The organism is Actinomyces oricola, assembly GCF_004104015.1.
Taxonomy (GTDB): domain Bacteria; phylum Actinomycetota; class Actinomycetes; order Actinomycetales; family Actinomycetaceae; genus Actinomyces; species Actinomyces oricola.
In genome coordinates this window covers 76,734-91,853 of the sequence record NZ_RYFV01000009.1, presented here as the reverse complement: position 1 = coordinate 91,853, position 15,120 = coordinate 76,734, and the positions used below count along the sequence as shown (strand labels likewise).

The following is a 15,120-nucleotide window of genomic DNA, read 5'->3' as shown; positions in this document are numbered from 1 at the left end:
ATCGCCAATATCAAGACTTGGAGAATCCTCCACAACGACTACCGAAGACCCCTGAACACATTCAACACAACAATCACCGCAGTACTAGCCCTCATATTCACCTACAACACCCCATGAATAACCCTCATTACATAATGTAGTGACCTCGCTTATGAGTTGTTGGAGATCGAAGTAGAGGCTCTCGGTGCTTCCGGCAACTTCTTGAAGTTCCCTTGCGAAACTGATGGCTGAAGTGGATGCCGTGAGAAGATGATCGAGAGGTACGGCGTTGAGTGCTGCGTTGCGCCGGGCGCGTTGGACGGCTTTTATGAGTCTCAATCTATCGTTTTGATCGATTGAGAGGTTTCTTTCAATATGATCATGTAATGCGGCGAGTGCGACGTTTAGGAGTGTGTCATGTGGTCCGAATAGTTCGGGCGAAATCGGTGGCAGGACAATATAGGTTGAATCTTCACTGAATTTTTGAAGACAATGGCTGAGGAGCGTGGATTTCCCGGATCCGCGTTCGCCCCAGATGGAGATGACGGAGGATTCTCGCGAGATTCGGGTCAGAGACGTATTGAGACGGTCGGATTTATTTCCGTGAGATTCCGAATCTGATGACTGGAATTCGGAGAGCAACTTGCAGACGTCATCGGCTAGTTCTTGGTGCAGGTATGAGTTGGTCATGAGAGTAGACGAGGTTCTCGTTGGCTTTCGATGGAATGCGGATTTTGAGGTCTAGGTGTCGGCGACGGTCTTATGGTGATCGTCGAGGCTTGATGAGTTCCGCGATGAGTCGCGTAGAGGCTCGTGTTCAGGCGAAAAATGGGTATGGAAATCGCTTGTGATCTTAGCGAGCTCTTCTCTGAGTTGACGTTGTTGTCGACTGACTACTTGTCGATAAGCAGGCATATTTTGAATAAGCCAATGCAAGCTATTTTGGTCGGCATCGGGTTGAGTTAAGATTCTCTCGAATTCAGTCATTTGTTGCTTGCTCAGGTTGGCTGACAGTTCCTCTCCTACGCGTATTTCTAGGGCGTGATGTGCGGCGACAATAATCGCGAACTTTTGTTCTTCAGTGAGATCGGAGTAACCGAGCGCATCTAATTCTTCGCTGGTTAAGCGTGTGTTTGAGTAGGGGACGGGATTCATGGCGTGTTCCAGTTCCGTGTATGGGTGATGCTGGAAGTATCTTTCGGAACACCTTGACTTGTGGGGGATGTGCCAAGGTATTACACCCAGCAAGATGATGGTATCAGGAGAGGTCCCGATGGCGGGGAGTTCAACGCCTCTTGAGGGTGCCGAAGACGGAGCGGGTGAGCTCGCGAGTGATCTGGCGGCCCACCGAGCCGACGGTCTTCTCAATCTCGCGCTGGCGCCGCTGCGCGGCCCGCTCGGCCTCGCGCCGGCGGCGCTCAGCCTCCTTAATGGCCTCCCGCTCCAGCCTCTCCGCCTCTTTGCGGCGCCTGGCGGCCTCCTTGTGCGCAGCCGCCTCCGCCTTGGCCTGCTCCTTGGCGGCCGCTTCCGCGGCGCGGGCGGCCTCGGCGGCCCTGGCATCGGCCTCGACGCGGGCGGCCAGCATCTCGTAGGCCGACTCATTGTCCACGGCCGTGGAGTACCGGGGGGCCAGCGGTGAAGAGGCCAGCAGCCCGGCCACCGTGGCTTCCCGGGCCGGGCCCATGACCGACGCCGGGGCGTCCACGACCGTTGGGGCCACCGGGGCGGGGCGGCCCTTGTCGTCGAGCACCGAGACCACGGCCTGGCCGGTGCCCAGCGAGGTGAGCACATGCGCCAAGTCCACCGGGCCGGTCGGGAAAGTTGAGACGGCCTTCTTGAGCTTGGCGGCGTCGGCCGGGGTGTGGGCGCGCAGGGCGTGCTGCACCCGACTGCCCAACTGGGCCAAGACGGCGTCGGGCACATCGGTGGGCGACTGGGTGATGAAGACGATCCCCACCCCCTTGGAGCGGATGAGCCGCACCGTGCGGGTCACCGCCTCCAGGAAGGCCTTCGTGGCGCCATTGAACAGCAGGTGCGCCTCGTCGAAGAAGAATACGATCCGGGGCCGCTCCACATCCCCCACCTCCGGCAGCTCCTCGAAGAGCTCGGCCAGCAGCCACATGAGGAAGGTGGAGAAGACGGTCCCCTGGGACTGGATGTCCTCCAGCTCCAGGGCGCAGATGACGCCGCGCCCATCAGGGGCGACGCGCATGAGGTCGGCAATGTCAAGGGCCGGTTCACCGAAGAAACGGTTCCCGCCGCCGTACTCCAGGGCCGCGATCTGGCGCAGGATGACCCCGGCCGTGGCCGCCGACACCCCGCCGATGGTCTTCAGCTCCTCCTTGCCGGCATCCGTGCCTGTCAGGTAGTCGACGACGGCACGCAGGTCCTTCAGGTCCAGCAGGGCCAGCCCCTGGGCGTCGGCCCAGTGGAAGACCAGCTGGAGGGCCGAGGCCTGAGTGTCGTTGAGGCCCAGGACGCGGGAGAGCAGGATCGGCCCGAACTCGGTGATGGTGGTGCGGATCGGCGTTCCCTTACCCGCCACCTCCTTGCCGGGGCCGCCCAGGGTGAACAGTTCCAGGGGGAAGGACTGGGGCGCCCACTGCTGCCCGGTGGCCGCGGTGCGCGCCGCGAGCTTGTCACTACGTCGACCCGGTTCGGCCAGGCCGGTGAGATCCCCTTTGATATCGGACAGGAAGACCGGTACGCCGGCGGCGCTCAGCCCCTCGGCGAGGAGTTGAAGGGTGCGGGTCTTACCGGTCCCGGTGGCCCCGGCCACGAGGGCGTGGCGGTTGAGCAACCCCAGGGGGATGCCCACGCGCACGCCGGGGACGGGGGCGGGCTGGGGGCCGGTGGCCTCCAGGTAGGTGCCCACCGGCAGGGCCGAGGAGGAGAAGGAGTAGCCCGCGCGCACCTCGGCGGCGTACCCGCTGAGTTCGGGCCGGGCCGACGGCGCTGCGGGCGGTGGCTCTGTAGTCGGCTCTGTAGTCGATGACGGGTCCTGCGACGGCGGTACGGCAGGGGCATCGGCGCCCGCCGTCGTCTCGACCACGGGCTCGACAGCGGGGGGCGCAGGGCCGGCGGGTGCGCAGTCCGGAGAGGCTGCCGGTGGGCCGGCACTCGCCTCGTCGCCCGTGCGCCGGGCGGCCAGGGCCGCGTCAAGGGCCGCCTGGGCTGCCGCGGCTCGGGCGGCCGCGGCGTCGGCGGCCGCCTGGGCGGCGACGGCTCTGAGGCGGGCGATCTCAGCGGAGTCGGTCATGACCTCATCGTAGGATGCCAGGGGGGCGCAGCGGCGCCCGTAGAACCGTTACCATCAACAAGGGCGTCAACGACGGCGCCCCCGAAGATCCAGACGACTGAGTAGGACGTGAGCATGGTCCGATTGCGCCCACCCGTTCCCCCGACACTGGACCAATCCCTGACATGAGAATTGGCTTCTTCATTGACGACTACCTGCCCTCGGTGCACGGGGTAGCGACCTCCACCGCGGCCTTCCGCGCCGGCCTGGAGAAGAGGGGGCATGAGGTGTTCGTTGTCGCCCCCCAGGTCGAGGGCCACATTGAGACCGATGACCACATTATCCGCGTGCCGTCCTCGAAGTCGAAGGTCTTCGAGGAGAGGGACCTGGCCAAGATCCTGCCCGGCCTCAGGCGCAAGTTCGACCAGTACCACTTCGACGTCGTCCACAGCCAGACGCAGTTCTTCCTGGGGGTGCTGGCTCGCAATATCGCGATACGCCAGGGCATTCCGCACGTGACCACCATCCACACCCTTTACACCGAACTGCTTGACGACTACCCCTTCGCGGTGACCGCGGGGCTGCTCGCCGTCTCGGTGGCCTACCCCATCGCTCTGCGCACGCCTCCAGTCATGCTCAAGATGCCCAAGTCCGAGGGCGGGGGGCGGCTGACCCGGGTCCGCCCCAAGGAGGCCATTAAGGGCACCTTGTGGCAGCACGGCCTGCGTCTGACCGCGGCCTTCGCCAACAAGTGCGACGCTTGCATTTCACCGTCCCAACACCTGGCGCTCAGCCTCTTGCGGGGCGGCGGCCTGTCCTCACCGTGCATTGTCCTGCCCAATGGACTGGACACCAGCCGTTACCGGCGGGCCCGCCCCGAGGACTCCCCAGTGGCCAAGGCCCCCGGTGAGCAGCTGATCGTCTGCGTGGCGCGCCTGAGCCCCGAGAAGCGGCAGATGGTCCTGGTCGATGCCATAGCGCACCTGCGCGACCGCAAGGTCAAGCTCGTGCTCGTGGGCGGCGGCCCCTATGAGGAGGAGTTGCGCATGCGCGCCCAGGAGCTGGGGGTGGCCGACAAAGTGGTCATCCTCGGCATGCGCACCCCCGAGGAGGTCGCCGCTCTGCTCGCCCAGGCGGATCTGTTCGCCTTGGCCTCCTACCATTTCGACAACCAGCCGATGGTCATCCTGGAGGCCTCCGCCGCTGGTCTGCCGACCGTGTACTGCGACGAGCGGCTCACCGAGTGCCTCTCGGAGCGCAATGCGGTGCTCACCGATGGCATTAATGGCCCGGATTTCGCCCGCACCATTGCCTCCCTCCTCGACGATCCCCAACGGATGCGGGCCCTGTCCGACGGCGCCCGGCAAGCCGCCCAGGACTTCGATTCGGCGGCCATGACCGCCCGGCTGGAGAACCTCTACCACCGGCTCATTGTGGGGCTGCCGCTGACTGAGCGCCTGGCCCTCAACGCCTAATGGCGCAGGCGCGCCGCCCTGGCGGGCGGGGATAGGGTGGCAGGCATGTCTGTTGCCGTCGTCACCGACTCCGGGGCCTGCCTGCCGCCCTCGCTCGCCCGGGCTCACGGGATCGGGGTTGTCGAACTGCACACCACCGACACCGGGGGGGCCTGGGCGGCGACGTCGCGCCCCTCCGTGGCCGAGCTCGCCGGCGCCTACCGCCGGGCCGCACAGCGCGCCGATGAGGTCCTGGCCCTCCACCTCACCGCCGCCCTGTCGGGCACCATTGACAACGCCCGCCAGGCGGCCGCCGAGGTCAATGACTCCGGTGCGGGGCCGGTGACGGTCGTGGACTCGGGCACCTCGGGAGGGGCCCTGGCCCTGGCGGCCATGGCCGCCAGCCGGGCGCCGGACGCCAGGCGCGCAGCGGCCCTGGCGCGGGAGAGCGCATCGCGCTCCCGCCTGTTCTTCCTCGTCGACGACCTCACCCACCTGCGTCGTGGCGGGCGCATTGATCGCACCACGGCGCTCCTCGGCGGCGCCCTGGGCGTACGCCCCATCCTGGAGGTCACCAGCGGGGGCATAGTGGTGGCGGAAACGGTTCGCGGCGCCGCCAGGGCCCGCCGCCACCTCATAGACCGCGCCGTGCGCGCCGCCGGCGGAGCGGCCCTGTCCGGTCCGCGCCCGCCAATGGAACCGGTGCGCCTGGCCCTGCACTACTGCGACGACCCGGCCGCGGGCCGCGCCCTGGAGGAGGACCTGGCCGCCGCCATGGTGGAGGCCGGGGCCCAGGTCTCCAGCATTATGCGCTCCCCGGTGGACGCGGCCACCCGCGTCCACGTGGGCCCTGGTGCCCTGGCCGTCGTCGTCGCCCCCACCCTGGAGGCTCACCCCTGAGCCGCACCTGCCGGCTCCGGCACCCGTGCCGATGTTGATCATGTCGATAATGTCGGTCATATTGACGAGGCGGAGGCGCAGGCATCCGCTGAGCCGCCCGCGAGGCCGGGAACCACAGGGCCGCTCCCGGGCCCCCGGCCCGGGAGCCTTCACAGGCGGCCGGCGCCGCCGGGCCAACCCCGCTTACCGTCAGAGCCATGAGCAGGCGTCGCACCCCACCCAGGACCCGGCCCCTGGAGGAGTTCGTGCGCCTGGCCTGCTCCACCGATCCCAAGGAGAGCGAGCGCCGGCCCCGCCGCGCCGCCCTGGCGCCCAAGGCGGCCATGGGCGCGGGCGCCCTCCTCATCGCCCTGGCGCTCCTCCTAGCCGGGCGGGCCGTCCTGGGTGCGCCGGCGAACCCCACCGGCGCGCCGGCGACGCCGTCACCGGCGGCGCCCTCAACTCCCGCGGCCGGCACCGATCCCGCCCAGGCGCTGGCGCCACCGGACCCCCTGGCCTCCCCGGGCGCCACGGGGGAGCTCATGGTCCATGTCGCCGGGGCGGTGAGCGCGCCCGGCGTGGTCACGCTCCCCGCCGGATCACGGGTTGTGGATGCCATTACCGCAGCCGGCGGGGCCACTGTCGACGCCGACCCCGACCAGCTCAACCTGGCCCGCCCCCTGGCCGACGGCGAGCAGGTGCGCGTACCGCACCAAGGCGAAGACGCCTCAACCTGGGACACCCCGGCCGGCCCGGCGCCGCCCTCATCGACCACGCCCCATACCGGCCCCGGCGGGCGGGTCAATATCAACACCGCCACCGCCGCCGAACTGGAGGCGCTGACGGGGATCGGCCCGGCCCTGGCCCAGCGCATTGTCGACTACCGGGGCACTCACGGCCCCTTCACCAGCGTCGAAGACCTCATTGAGGTGCCCGGGATCGGGCAGGCCAAGCTCGAGGCCCTGCGCGAGGAGGCGAGCGTGTGAGCACGCCCGGCGGGGCCGCTGCGGACCAGAGCGCGCCGGGCGCCGGCCACGCCGTCTCCTCGCGCGCCCCCGACCCGGTGGACCTGCGCCTGGCGGCCCCCGCCCTATGCGGCTGGGCCGCCGCCTACTGGGCGAGCGCCCTGCCCACGGCGGGAGCCTGGCCCCGGGCCCTGAGCGCCGGCGGCGCCCTTGTCCTGCTCGCGATCGCCCTCGTGCCCTCTACCAGGCGCTTCAACCCGCCTCGTCACCGCCGCGACCCGCGACCGGGCGCCCAGGTCCCCGGCGGGGGCGCCATCGGGTCGCTCAGCGCCACCGTCATGGTCTGCGCCCTGGCCGCGAGCGCCGTGCTGGTCGTCAGTGCGGCACAGTCCTGGGCGCGCAGCCGGGACCCGCTTACAGCGGCCGTCGTCCAGGAGCGCACCGTCACCCTGACGGGGGCGGTGACCCGGGAGCCGCGGGTGGTGGCGGGGCCCGGCAGCACCCTGATCCTCACCGAGATCGCCGTGGACAGTGTGGAGACAGAGCCCTCGGCATTGAGTGCCATCGTTCTGGGCGGCCAGGAGTGGCTGGAGGCGCCCATGGGTTCACGCGTCCAGGTGCGCGCCCGCCTGGAGGCCACCGAGCCGGGGGAGCGGGCGGGCGCCATCATCCCGCGATCGGCGGCCGTGCGGGTCCTGGAGGGGCCCACGGGCGTTCTGGGGGTGGTGACGACCCTGCGTCGGGGGCTCGTCGAGGCCGTCGGGCCCGAAGTGGGAGCCGGCCATTCCGGGGCGCCCTGGCCCCCGGGCAGCCGGGCCCTGGTGCCCGGGGTCGCACTGGGGGACGACCACGCCCTGCCCACCCGGGTCCGCACCGACATGCGTGCCGTATCCATGACGCACTTGACGGCCGTCTCCGGCCAGCACGTCGTCATTGTCCTGGGCCTGGCCCTGACCGTGCTCGGCCCCGTGCCCAGACGATGGCGGGCCCTGGCCGGGGCGCTCGTCCTCATGGCTCTGGTGGCGCTGGTGCGCCCCGGAGGGTCGGTGCTGCGAGCGGCGGCCATGGGCGGGGTCATGCTCACCGGCGTGGCTCTCGGGCGGCGCTCGGCGTCCCTGCCGGCCCTGGGCGCGAGCGTGCTCCTCCTGCTGCTGGTCGACCCCTGGCAGGCCCACGATTACGGTTTCGCGCTCTCCGTGGCCGCCACTGCCGGAATCCTTCTGGCCGCCCGCCCCCTGGAGGTGTGGCTCTCCCGCCGCCTGCCCCGGTGGCTGGCCGCCGCCCTGGCCTTGCCGGTGGCCGCTCAGGCCGCCTGCGCGCCCCTGCTGGTGCTGCTCCAACCGACCGTGGGACTGTGGGCGCTGCCGGCCAATATGCTGGCCGCCCCGGCCGTCCCGGTGGCCACCGTGTGCGGCCTGCTGGCCGCCCTGCTGGCACCGGTCTGGGAGGGCGGGGCCAGGCTGGTGGCCTGGCCGGCCCTGGCCGCCTGCGCCTGGCTGGTCCAGGTGGCGTGCCTCTTCGCCTCCCTGCCGGGAGCAGCCCTCCCCTGGCCCAGTGGGATCGGCGGCGCCGCCCTCCTGGCCGGCTGCGAGGCGGCCGCGGCGGCACTGGTGGCGGGGTGGGGCCGATGGAGGTCGCGGGCGGGCCCGGCGGGCGCATAGGCGTCCTGGGGGCGTGGCAGGCTTGGACCATGGCACCTCCTCGGCCCTCCCGCTCTCGGCGGGGTTCACGCAGCACCCCCATCGGGCCCTCCTGGGAGGAGGTCGAGCTCGCACCGGTGGTGCTGGTGCGCGCCGGTGAGGAGCTTCTTGCCGAGCGCGCCGTCAACCGCCTCCTGGCCCTGGCCCGCCAGAAGGACCCGAGCACGGAGATCAGCAGGATTGAGGCCGCCACCTATGAGCCCCACCAGCTCGACACCCTCGTCTCGCCCTCCCTGTTCGGGGAGCCCAAGCTCGTCCTGGTGCCCGCCCTGGAGCAGATGAACGACGCTCTGCTCACCGACCTACTCGCCTACGTCCCCCGGGCGGACCCCGATGTCGTCCTACTGCTACGCCATAACGGGGGGCAGCGCGGCAAGAGGCTCCTGGAGGCCATTGCCGCCTCGCCCTACCCGGTGGTCACCTGCCAGGCCGTTAAGTACGCCAAGGACAAGGCCGCCCTGGTGAGCGCTGACGTGCGGCGCGCCCGGCGCCGCATAGAGCCGGCAGCCGTGGGGGCCCTGGTGGACGCCCTCGGCTCGGACCTGCGCGAGCTGTGCGCCGCCGTCGACCAGCTCATAGCGGACACCCGGGGCACCATTACCCTGGCCCAGGTCAACACCTACTATGCGGGTCGCTTTGAAGCCACTGGGTTCACGGTCGCCGACGCCGCCGTGGTGGGCAATGTCGGCCGGGCTATTACCGCCCTGCGTCACGCGGTGGCCACGGGCACCGACCCGGTGCCGATCGTGGGGGCCCTGGCCGCCAAGATCCGTCAGCTGGCGCGACTGGCGGCCATTGGCGGACGGCGGGACATGAATCCCAGTGACATCGGCATGAGCCCCTGGCAGGTCAAACGGGCCCGTGAGGACCTCGCCGGCTGGAGTGATGACGCCCTGGCCGCCGCGATCATTGCCATCGCCCAGGCGGACGCGGAGATCAAAGGAGGCAGCCGGGACCCGGTCCATGCCGCCGAGCGCGCCGTCCTGGCCGTGTGCAGCGCCCGGCGGGCCGGGGCCCGGCAGCGTCATTGAGTCACTGAGTTATTGAGGTCATTGAGGTTACTGAGCCGGCGCGTCACTATTGGCCGCCGTAACCACCGCCTGCGCGCCCATTGCCGTCGGCCGCGATGACGCCGCCTGGGCGGCTCAAGGAGGAGCCTTCGATCGGGCCGGGCCGGTCACCGTTTCCGGTACAGGGATTTAGTGGCGTAAACCGGCTCATTGGTGACCTGAACGCCCAGGGAGCGGAAGATGCCCTCGTCCACTGGGCCCAGAATGGTGGAGGTGTGCACGTCGCAGCCGCGCAGGCTCTCCAACTGATCCAGGGCGCGGCGGGCATTGTCGTCCCGGTTGGCGGAGACCGCCAGGGCAATGAGCACCTCGTCGGTGTGCAGGCGCGGATTGTGAGAGCCCAGGTGGCGGGTCTTGAGGGTCTGGATCGGCTCGATCGATTCGGGGGCCAGCAGTTCCACCTTGTCATCAATCCCGGCCAGGACCTTGAGGGCGTTGAGCAGCATGGCTGAGCAGCAGCCCAGCAGTGCACTGGTTTTACCGGTCACAATTCGCCCGTCAGGTAGCGCAATAGCGGCCGCCGGGGCCCGCGTGGATGCCGCTAGGCGCAAGGTGGGGACTACCACGGGGCGGTCCTCCTTGCCGACGCCCACCTTGCTCATGAGCAGGGCTATGCGCCCGGAGACCACCGGGTCGACGCCGTCGCGCTTCTCATCGACCAGGGCCTTGTAGTAGCGGCGGATAATCTCCTGCTTGGCGGCCTGGCGGCAGGCCTCGTCGTCGCTAATGCAGCGGCCGGCCATGTTCACGCCCATGTCAGTGGGGGAGGCGTAGGGGCAGGCCCCCAAGATCTGTTCGAATAGGCGGGTCAGGACCGGGAAGATCTCGACGTCCCGGTTGTAGTTGACTGTTTGGACCCCGTGGGCGGCCAGGTGGAAGGGGTCGATCATATTGATGTCATCCAGATCCGCGGTGGCCGCCTCGTAGGCGATATTGACCGGGTGATCCAGGGGCAGGTTCCAGATGGGGAAGGTTTCGAATTTGGCGTACCCCGAGGAGATGCCGCGGCGGTGATCGTGGTAGATCTGCGACAGGCAGGTAGCCATTTTGCCGCTGCCCGGACCGGGGGCGGTGACCACCACCAGGTCGCGGGAGGTCTCAATGTACTCGTTGCGCCCGTAGCCGCGGTCCGAGACGATGCGGGCCACATCGTTGGGATAGCCGGCAATGGGGTAGTGGCGGTAGACGGTGATGCCCAGCCGCTCGAGCTTGCGTTTAAAAGCCTTGGCCTGTCGGTTGTCATCCGTCCACTGGGTGATCACCACGCTGCCCACGTACAGTCCGTAGTCGCGGAAGGCGTCGAGGTGGCGCAGCAGGTCGTCCTCGTAGGGGATGCCCAGGTCCGCGCGAACTTTATTGCGGGCCAGGTCGCGGGCATTGACCGCCATCACGATCTCCACCTCATCGGCGAGCTCGGCGAGCATGACGATCTTGTTGTCCGGGGTGAAACCGGGCAGGACGCGCGAGGCGTGCATGTCGTCAATGAGCTTGCCGCCGAACTCCAGGTAGAGCTTGCCGCCGAACTGAGCGCGGCGCTGCGCAATGTGCCTGGACTGCGTCCGCAGGTAGGTGTCGCGGTCGAATCCAATGCGCATGCGCTCTCCTTGTGTTCGGGATGGGACGGTTCGGGGTGCCGGTGACGGCGCGGCCAGGGGCGATGGTAGCCGCATGCGCGCCGGAGGGATGTCCGGCCGCGCTCAAGGGTCGCCCGGGGATCGCTCAAGGATATTGAAGGGCGTCTCCCGGTTGGGAGACGCCCTTCAACGGTGCTCAAGGGGACCGGCCTCACAGGGAGCCGACGCGCTTGGCGAGCTTGGACTTGCGGTTCGCCGCCTGATTCTTGTGGATGACGCCCTTGGAGACGGCCTTGTCGAGCTTGCGGGAGGCCTTGCGCAGGTGCTCCTCGGCGGCGGCCTTGTCGCCGGCCTCGACGGCCTCACGCACCCGGCGCACGTAGGTCTTGAGCTCGGACTTAACGGACTGATTGCGCAGGCGGGCCTTCTCATTGGTCTTAATGCGCTTGATCTGGGACTTGATGTTCGCCACTGTCAGTGATGCTTTCTGGGTCGAATGCGGTCGATGGCCGGAAAGAGGGTTCGCGCCACGGGCTGGTACACGGTGGGGCACCTGGCTCACCCGGTCGCCGGACCCCGCAGTCGGCCAGGCCAGAGGTCCAGAAGAGGACTTTAGCACCCGTTATCCGCAGCTTCCCGGGCCTGGCAAGGTATGACGGCGTGAGGTGCGTCGCCCCGGGGCCCGTGTGCGCCTATGCGCTGCGTCACTGGTGCACAAGGACGCAATGCGGCATCCGCCGGTGGCGAAACGGGGCGACCCGGGCGGCAGTGCCCGTCATGGCGGCAAATGGCAGCAGTGTCAGCAGCGTCGGCAGTGCCAGTGATGCCAGTGATGTCAGTGATGTCAGTGATGTCAGTGATGGTGGGCGCGCAGTGCGGCGACCACACCATCAAAGGTCCTTCGCTCCATGGTGGCGCCCTCGCGGCGCACCGCTGCGGGGTCCACCACCAGCAGCCGGTCCAGGCGCACCCGACTGGGGCGGCCCTGCCGGTCCCAGGCCCCGGAGCCGACGTCGTGCCAGTAGCGGCCCCAGCGGGCCTCCTGGGCGGCGTCGCGGTCATGGTCCTTGCTGGTCATCTGGGCCACAACGAGGCCGTCGGTTGAGCGCGCCAGCACCAGCACCGGCCGGTCCTTACCGCGGGCGGCGTCCTCCTCGTAGGGCACCCAGGTCCACACCACCTCGCCGGGGTCGGCGTCCCCGTCGGGGTCCGGGGCGTAGGCGAAAGCGGGTAGGCCGCGGGCCTCAACGTCGTAGACGCCCGTGCGGCCGGCAGCGGAACCGCGGGCCGGCCCGGCCGACGACGGCGGGCGGGACCCGGCCGCGGAGGCGGCCGGGCCCCGGCGCACGGGCCGGCCCTGCGGGCGCGGCGGGTCGCAGGACGCGATTGCCTCTGGTGGGGAGGCGACCTGGGCGCCCGCACGCCCGGACCGCTCACCGTGGACCGCGTCGGCGGCCGCGTCCCTGGCGGCGCGCCCCACCAGGGACAGGATCTGGTTGAGCAGTGAGACCATGTGCGGAGCCTACCGTCCTGTCGGGCCGAGCCCCGTGGCGACCTCAGCCCGGCATACCGCGGCGCGCCGCCAGGGCCAGCAGGATCCAGCAGACGGCCCCCGAGCCGAGCGAGCCGAGCAGCACGGGGATAAGGGAGGCGGCGTCCAGAGACCCGGCGTTGGAGAGCGTCGCCGACGATCCCAGGGTCAAGGTCTGGGTGACCAGCGATGGGGGCCATAGGTTGGCCAGGGGACTGTCCTGCATGACCAGGGACAGGCTCACGACGATGGCGACGAAGCACACGGCCACAGGTGCTGCGAAGGAGCGCATTCGCATGCTCAGCGTCGACTGGACGGCAATGAGCGGCTGCGCTGAGATCAGGACGATGAGGCAGCCCCCAACGGGAGCGGCCGGCGGCAGCATCCCCAGACCGAGACCGGTTCCGACCATCCACGTGAGCACGAGAAGGAGCCCCTGCATGGCCGCCAGCGGCACCGTGAGGACAACTGTTTTAGCGAGGGCGAGAGCGACCGGTCCCGCCGGGCTGGTCACGGCGATGTCCCAGCTGGTCGTGCGGTGCTCGGGCCTCCACGCCGAGGACGCCAGCAGCGCCACGCCCAGGGAGCAGAAGAACAGGGCGTAGAAGAGAAGCACCTGCGAGGAGTAGCTCGCCCAGCCCGGAGTGAGCACCCCGACATTGAGGACGTAGTTGACTCCTCCGGCCACGACTGCGAGCACCGGCAGGAGAAGGGACACGATCCACACCGAGGAGCGGCGCAGTTTTATGGCCTCCGCCGCCAGAAGAGCGATTACCCGGGGCCTGGTGGGCGCCGGGCCGCAGGGGGCGAGGCCGGGTGAGGACGAGGAGGGCAGCGCGGTCATGGGGATCACCTCTCGATCTGGTCCAGTCGCCTGGTGGCGGCGGTGAAAAGAAGGGCGGCGAGGGCCAGGAAGGCGGCGACCCACCCCAGGGGAGGGGTTGTATAGCGGATGGTCGTCGCACTCGTCGCGTATTGGGTGGCGCAGGAGATGACGGCGTAGTAGCCCCAGGGGACGAGCCGGGCCACCCATAGGGGCAGGAGCATTGTGTAGATGCCAATGAAGGAGCCCACGAGCCCCACGCCCACGCCGACCAGCTGGTTCTCGCGGATGGAGGCGAGCCACACGTGGAAGGCGCAGAAGACCAGGTCGACGCAGATCAGCTCTACCGTGTACAGGGCCCAGGGGCCGGCCTCGAGCGGGACGAGGACGCCTCGCAGGCGCGCCAGGCCGATCAGCAGCAAGGTCTGGATTGTGACCGCGGGAATAACAACCAGGCTGAGAGCCGCGACCTTGACCCGGCACAGCGACCCGGGGGTCAGGCCTGCGGTGGCCAAGAGCGTCCACCCCGCCCCGGAGTGCTCAATGTCGGCCTGCCGGCTGGCGAGCACCGACGTGAGGATCGGACCAGTGATGGCGGACATGAGCGAGTACCCCAGGAGCAGCTGTTCCCACAGGCGCTGGTCCGGGTCGGTGAAACCCGGGCGCGAGGACTCCATGAAAAGGTTGATGCTGGATAGGGCCACCGTGCTCACGACGAGGGCGGCGGCCACCGGCACGGTCCACAACCGCCGCATCTTGACCAGCTCCAGGCGTATCGCGGTGAGATAGCGCATTAGAGCACCCCCGTCCCGCCAGTGAGGTCCCTGAACACGTCCTCCAGGTTCTGGGTCTGGCGGCGCAGCTCGTGAATCGGCACCCCGGCCGCCACCAGTCGTCGCGCCAACTCGGCGGCGGCGTCGGCGGACAGCCCCGTGATCTGCAGGCCGTCGGGAACCCGTCGCAGTGATCGGGCCTCAGCCCCCGAGGGGACAAGCCCCGTCAGCAGCGCCGGGCCGACGGCGTCCGCCGAGGGGGAGACCAGGTGCAGGTCGGGAACCGAGCGGCGCATGAGGTCGGAGCGGGTGCCCTGGAAGACCAGCCGCCCGGCCGATAGGATCCCCAGCACCGAGGCCATGCGGTCGATCTCGTCGAGCAGATGGGAGGAGACCATGACGCTCACGCCCTGCCCGGCCAGGTCGATGAGCAGGTGGCGCACCTCCTCAATGCCGGCCGGGTCCAGGCCATTGGTGGGCTCGTCCAGGACCAGCAGCTCAGGCTCGCGGGCCAGCGCCATGGCGATCCCCAAACGCTGCTTCATCCCCAGGGAATAGGCGCGCACGAGCCGGTCCTTGTGCTCGTTGAGGCGCACGAGGTCCAGTGCCCGCTCAACCTGCCGATCAGTCAGGCCCAGCATCCGCTGGATGATCCGCATGTTCTCAGCACCGGTCAGATGGGTGTAGCCCGGCGGCCGCTCGATCATGGAGCCGGTGCGGGCCATGAGGGGGCCACGGCTGCGCCGGTCCAGCGAGGTTCCCAACAGGGCCACCTCCCCGCGGGTGGGGGCGAGCAGCCCCAGGAGCATTTTCATGGTAGTGGACTTCCCGGACCCATTGGGTCCGAGGAAGCCGTAGACGACGCCCCGCGGGACGGCCAGGTCAAGGTCGGCGACGACCGTGCGCGCCTTGCGCCCGGTGCCGAAGGTCTTGGTCAGGCCGCGGGTGGCAATGGCCGGATCGGAGGCGAGCCCTTGGGAGAGGGCCCGTCCCCCCGCGGGTGCCGCCGGGTCGGGGCGCAATGGCGTCAGAGCAGTCGGTGGTGGGGTTGTGTCCATGACCTCAACTCTGGCCGAGGCGGGCCGCAGGGTCGTCAGACTACGGCCGGATCGCGGCCGCCGCGGTGGGCGCCCC

The 15,120-nt window shown here is 69.2% G+C and carries 14 protein-coding genes; 5 read left to right on the top strand and 9 right to left on the bottom strand.

The features are described from left to right. Positions 1–84: 84 nt before the first annotated feature. From EUC46_RS05470 to EUC46_RS05460, 3 genes are all read right to left on the bottom strand, one after another. Positions 85–669, bottom strand: a complete 585-nt coding sequence (locus EUC46_RS05470) for a P-loop NTPase fold protein (protein WP_128773177.1) — start codon at positions 667–669, stop codon at positions 85–87. Between the two features lie 51 nt (positions 670–720). Continuing rightward, positions 721–1,134: a DUF5663 domain-containing protein gene (locus EUC46_RS05465; protein ID WP_128773176.1), complete on the bottom strand. Its 414-nt coding sequence runs from the start codon at positions 1,132–1,134 to the stop codon at positions 721–723. Positions 1,135–1,264: 130 nt separating this feature from the next. Continuing rightward, positions 1,265–3,238: a helicase HerA-like domain-containing protein gene (locus EUC46_RS05460; protein WP_128773175.1), complete on the bottom strand. Its 1,974-nt coding sequence runs from the start codon at positions 3,236–3,238 to the stop codon at positions 1,265–1,267. A 164-nt stretch (positions 3,239–3,402) separates the two neighbouring features. Between EUC46_RS05460 and EUC46_RS05455 the strand changes: the two genes are divergently transcribed. From EUC46_RS05455 to holA, 5 genes are all read left to right on the top strand, one after another. Next, positions 3,403–4,692 (top strand): glycosyltransferase, encoded by a 1,290-nt coding sequence (locus tag EUC46_RS05455; RefSeq protein WP_421701338.1) that lies wholly within the window; start codon positions 3,403–3,405, stop codon positions 4,690–4,692. Positions 4,693–4,737: 45 nt separating this feature from the next. Continuing rightward, a complete protein-coding gene (locus tag EUC46_RS05450; RefSeq protein ID WP_128773173.1) occupies positions 4,738–5,571 on the top strand; it encodes a DegV family protein in 834 nt (277 codons plus the stop codon). 197 nt (positions 5,572–5,768) lie between these two features. Beyond that, positions 5,769–6,536, top strand: a complete 768-nt coding sequence (locus EUC46_RS05445) for a ComEA family DNA-binding protein (protein ID WP_241655416.1) — start codon at positions 5,769–5,771, stop codon at positions 6,534–6,536. Beyond that, positions 6,533–8,176 (top strand): ComEC/Rec2 family competence protein, encoded by a 1,644-nt coding sequence (locus EUC46_RS05440; protein WP_128773172.1) that lies wholly within the window; start codon positions 6,533–6,535, stop codon positions 8,174–8,176. The genes EUC46_RS05445 and EUC46_RS05440 overlap by 4 nt, the downstream gene beginning before the upstream one ends. A 29-nt stretch (positions 8,177–8,205) precedes the next feature. Next, positions 8,206–9,246 (top strand): DNA polymerase III subunit delta, encoded by a 1,041-nt coding sequence (gene holA / locus EUC46_RS05435; protein WP_128773171.1) that lies wholly within the window; start codon positions 8,206–8,208, stop codon positions 9,244–9,246. 146 nt (positions 9,247–9,392) lie between these two features. On the opposite strand, the gene EUC46_RS05430 is transcribed toward holA, so the two are convergent. The 6 genes from EUC46_RS05430 to EUC46_RS05405 form a co-directional block, all read right to left on the bottom strand. After that, positions 9,393–10,880: a DUF1846 domain-containing protein gene (locus tag EUC46_RS05430; protein WP_128773170.1), complete on the bottom strand. Its 1,488-nt coding sequence runs from the start codon at positions 10,878–10,880 to the stop codon at positions 9,393–9,395. Positions 10,881–11,070: 190 nt separating this feature from the next. After that, the gene (gene rpsT / locus EUC46_RS05425; RefSeq protein ID WP_128773169.1) at positions 11,071–11,331 is read right to left on the bottom strand and encodes a 30S ribosomal protein S20; all 261 of its coding nucleotides are present in this window, start codon (positions 11,329–11,331) and stop codon (positions 11,071–11,073) included. 381 nt (positions 11,332–11,712) lie between these two features. Continuing rightward, entirely contained in the window at positions 11,713–12,372 is a 660-nt protein-coding gene (locus tag EUC46_RS05420) for a type II toxin-antitoxin system PemK/MazF family toxin (protein ID WP_128773168.1), read from the bottom strand. A gap of 43 nt (positions 12,373–12,415) precedes the next feature. Beyond that, positions 12,416–13,234 carry an ABC transporter permease gene (locus EUC46_RS05415; RefSeq protein WP_128773167.1) on the bottom strand — a complete coding sequence of 273 codons (819 nt, stop codon included), beginning with the start codon at positions 13,232–13,234 and terminating at the stop codon, positions 12,416–12,418. Between the two features lie 5 nt (positions 13,235–13,239). Next, positions 13,240–14,007 (bottom strand): ABC transporter permease, encoded by a 768-nt coding sequence (locus tag EUC46_RS05410; RefSeq protein WP_128773166.1) that lies wholly within the window; start codon positions 14,005–14,007, stop codon positions 13,240–13,242. Beyond that, a complete protein-coding gene (locus EUC46_RS05405; RefSeq protein ID WP_128773165.1) occupies positions 14,007–15,044 on the bottom strand; it encodes an ABC transporter ATP-binding protein in 1,038 nt (345 codons plus the stop codon). The genes EUC46_RS05410 and EUC46_RS05405 overlap by 1 nt, the downstream gene beginning before the upstream one ends. Positions 15,045–15,120 lie beyond the last annotated feature (76 nt).

Coding starts and splice junctions, on each gene's coding strand:
- EUC46_RS05430 (WP_128773170.1), bottom strand. CDS start 10,880: ATGCGCATTGGATTCGACCGCGACACCTACCTGCGGACGCAGTCCAGG.
- EUC46_RS05415 (WP_128773167.1), bottom strand. CDS start 13,234: ATGACCGCGCTGCCCTCCTCGTCCTCACCCGGCCTCGCCCCCTGCGGC.
- EUC46_RS05420 (WP_128773168.1), bottom strand. CDS start 12,372: ATGGTCTCACTGCTCAACCAGATCCTGTCCCTGGTGGGGCGCGCCGCC.
- EUC46_RS05445 (WP_241655416.1), top strand. CDS start 5,769: ATGAGCAGGCGTCGCACCCCACCCAGGACCCGGCCCCTGGAGGAGTTC.
- EUC46_RS05470 (WP_128773177.1), bottom strand. CDS start 669: ATGACCAACTCATACCTGCACCAAGAACTAGCCGATGACGTCTGCAAG.
- EUC46_RS05450 (WP_128773173.1), top strand. CDS start 4,738: ATGTCTGTTGCCGTCGTCACCGACTCCGGGGCCTGCCTGCCGCCCTCG.
- EUC46_RS05410 (WP_128773166.1), bottom strand. CDS start 14,007: ATGCGCTATCTCACCGCGATACGCCTGGAGCTGGTCAAGATGCGGCGG.
- EUC46_RS05455 (WP_421701338.1), top strand. CDS start 3,403: ATGAGAATTGGCTTCTTCATTGACGACTACCTGCCCTCGGTGCACGGG.
- EUC46_RS05405 (WP_128773165.1), bottom strand. CDS start 15,044: ATGGACACAACCCCACCACCGACTGCTCTGACGCCATTGCGCCCCGAC.
- EUC46_RS05460 (WP_128773175.1), bottom strand. CDS start 3,238: ATGACCGACTCCGCTGAGATCGCCCGCCTCAGAGCCGTCGCCGCCCAG.
- EUC46_RS05465 (WP_128773176.1), bottom strand. CDS start 1,134: ATGAATCCCGTCCCCTACTCAAACACACGCTTAACCAGCGAAGAATTA.
- holA (WP_128773171.1), top strand. CDS start 8,206: ATGGCACCTCCTCGGCCCTCCCGCTCTCGGCGGGGTTCACGCAGCACC.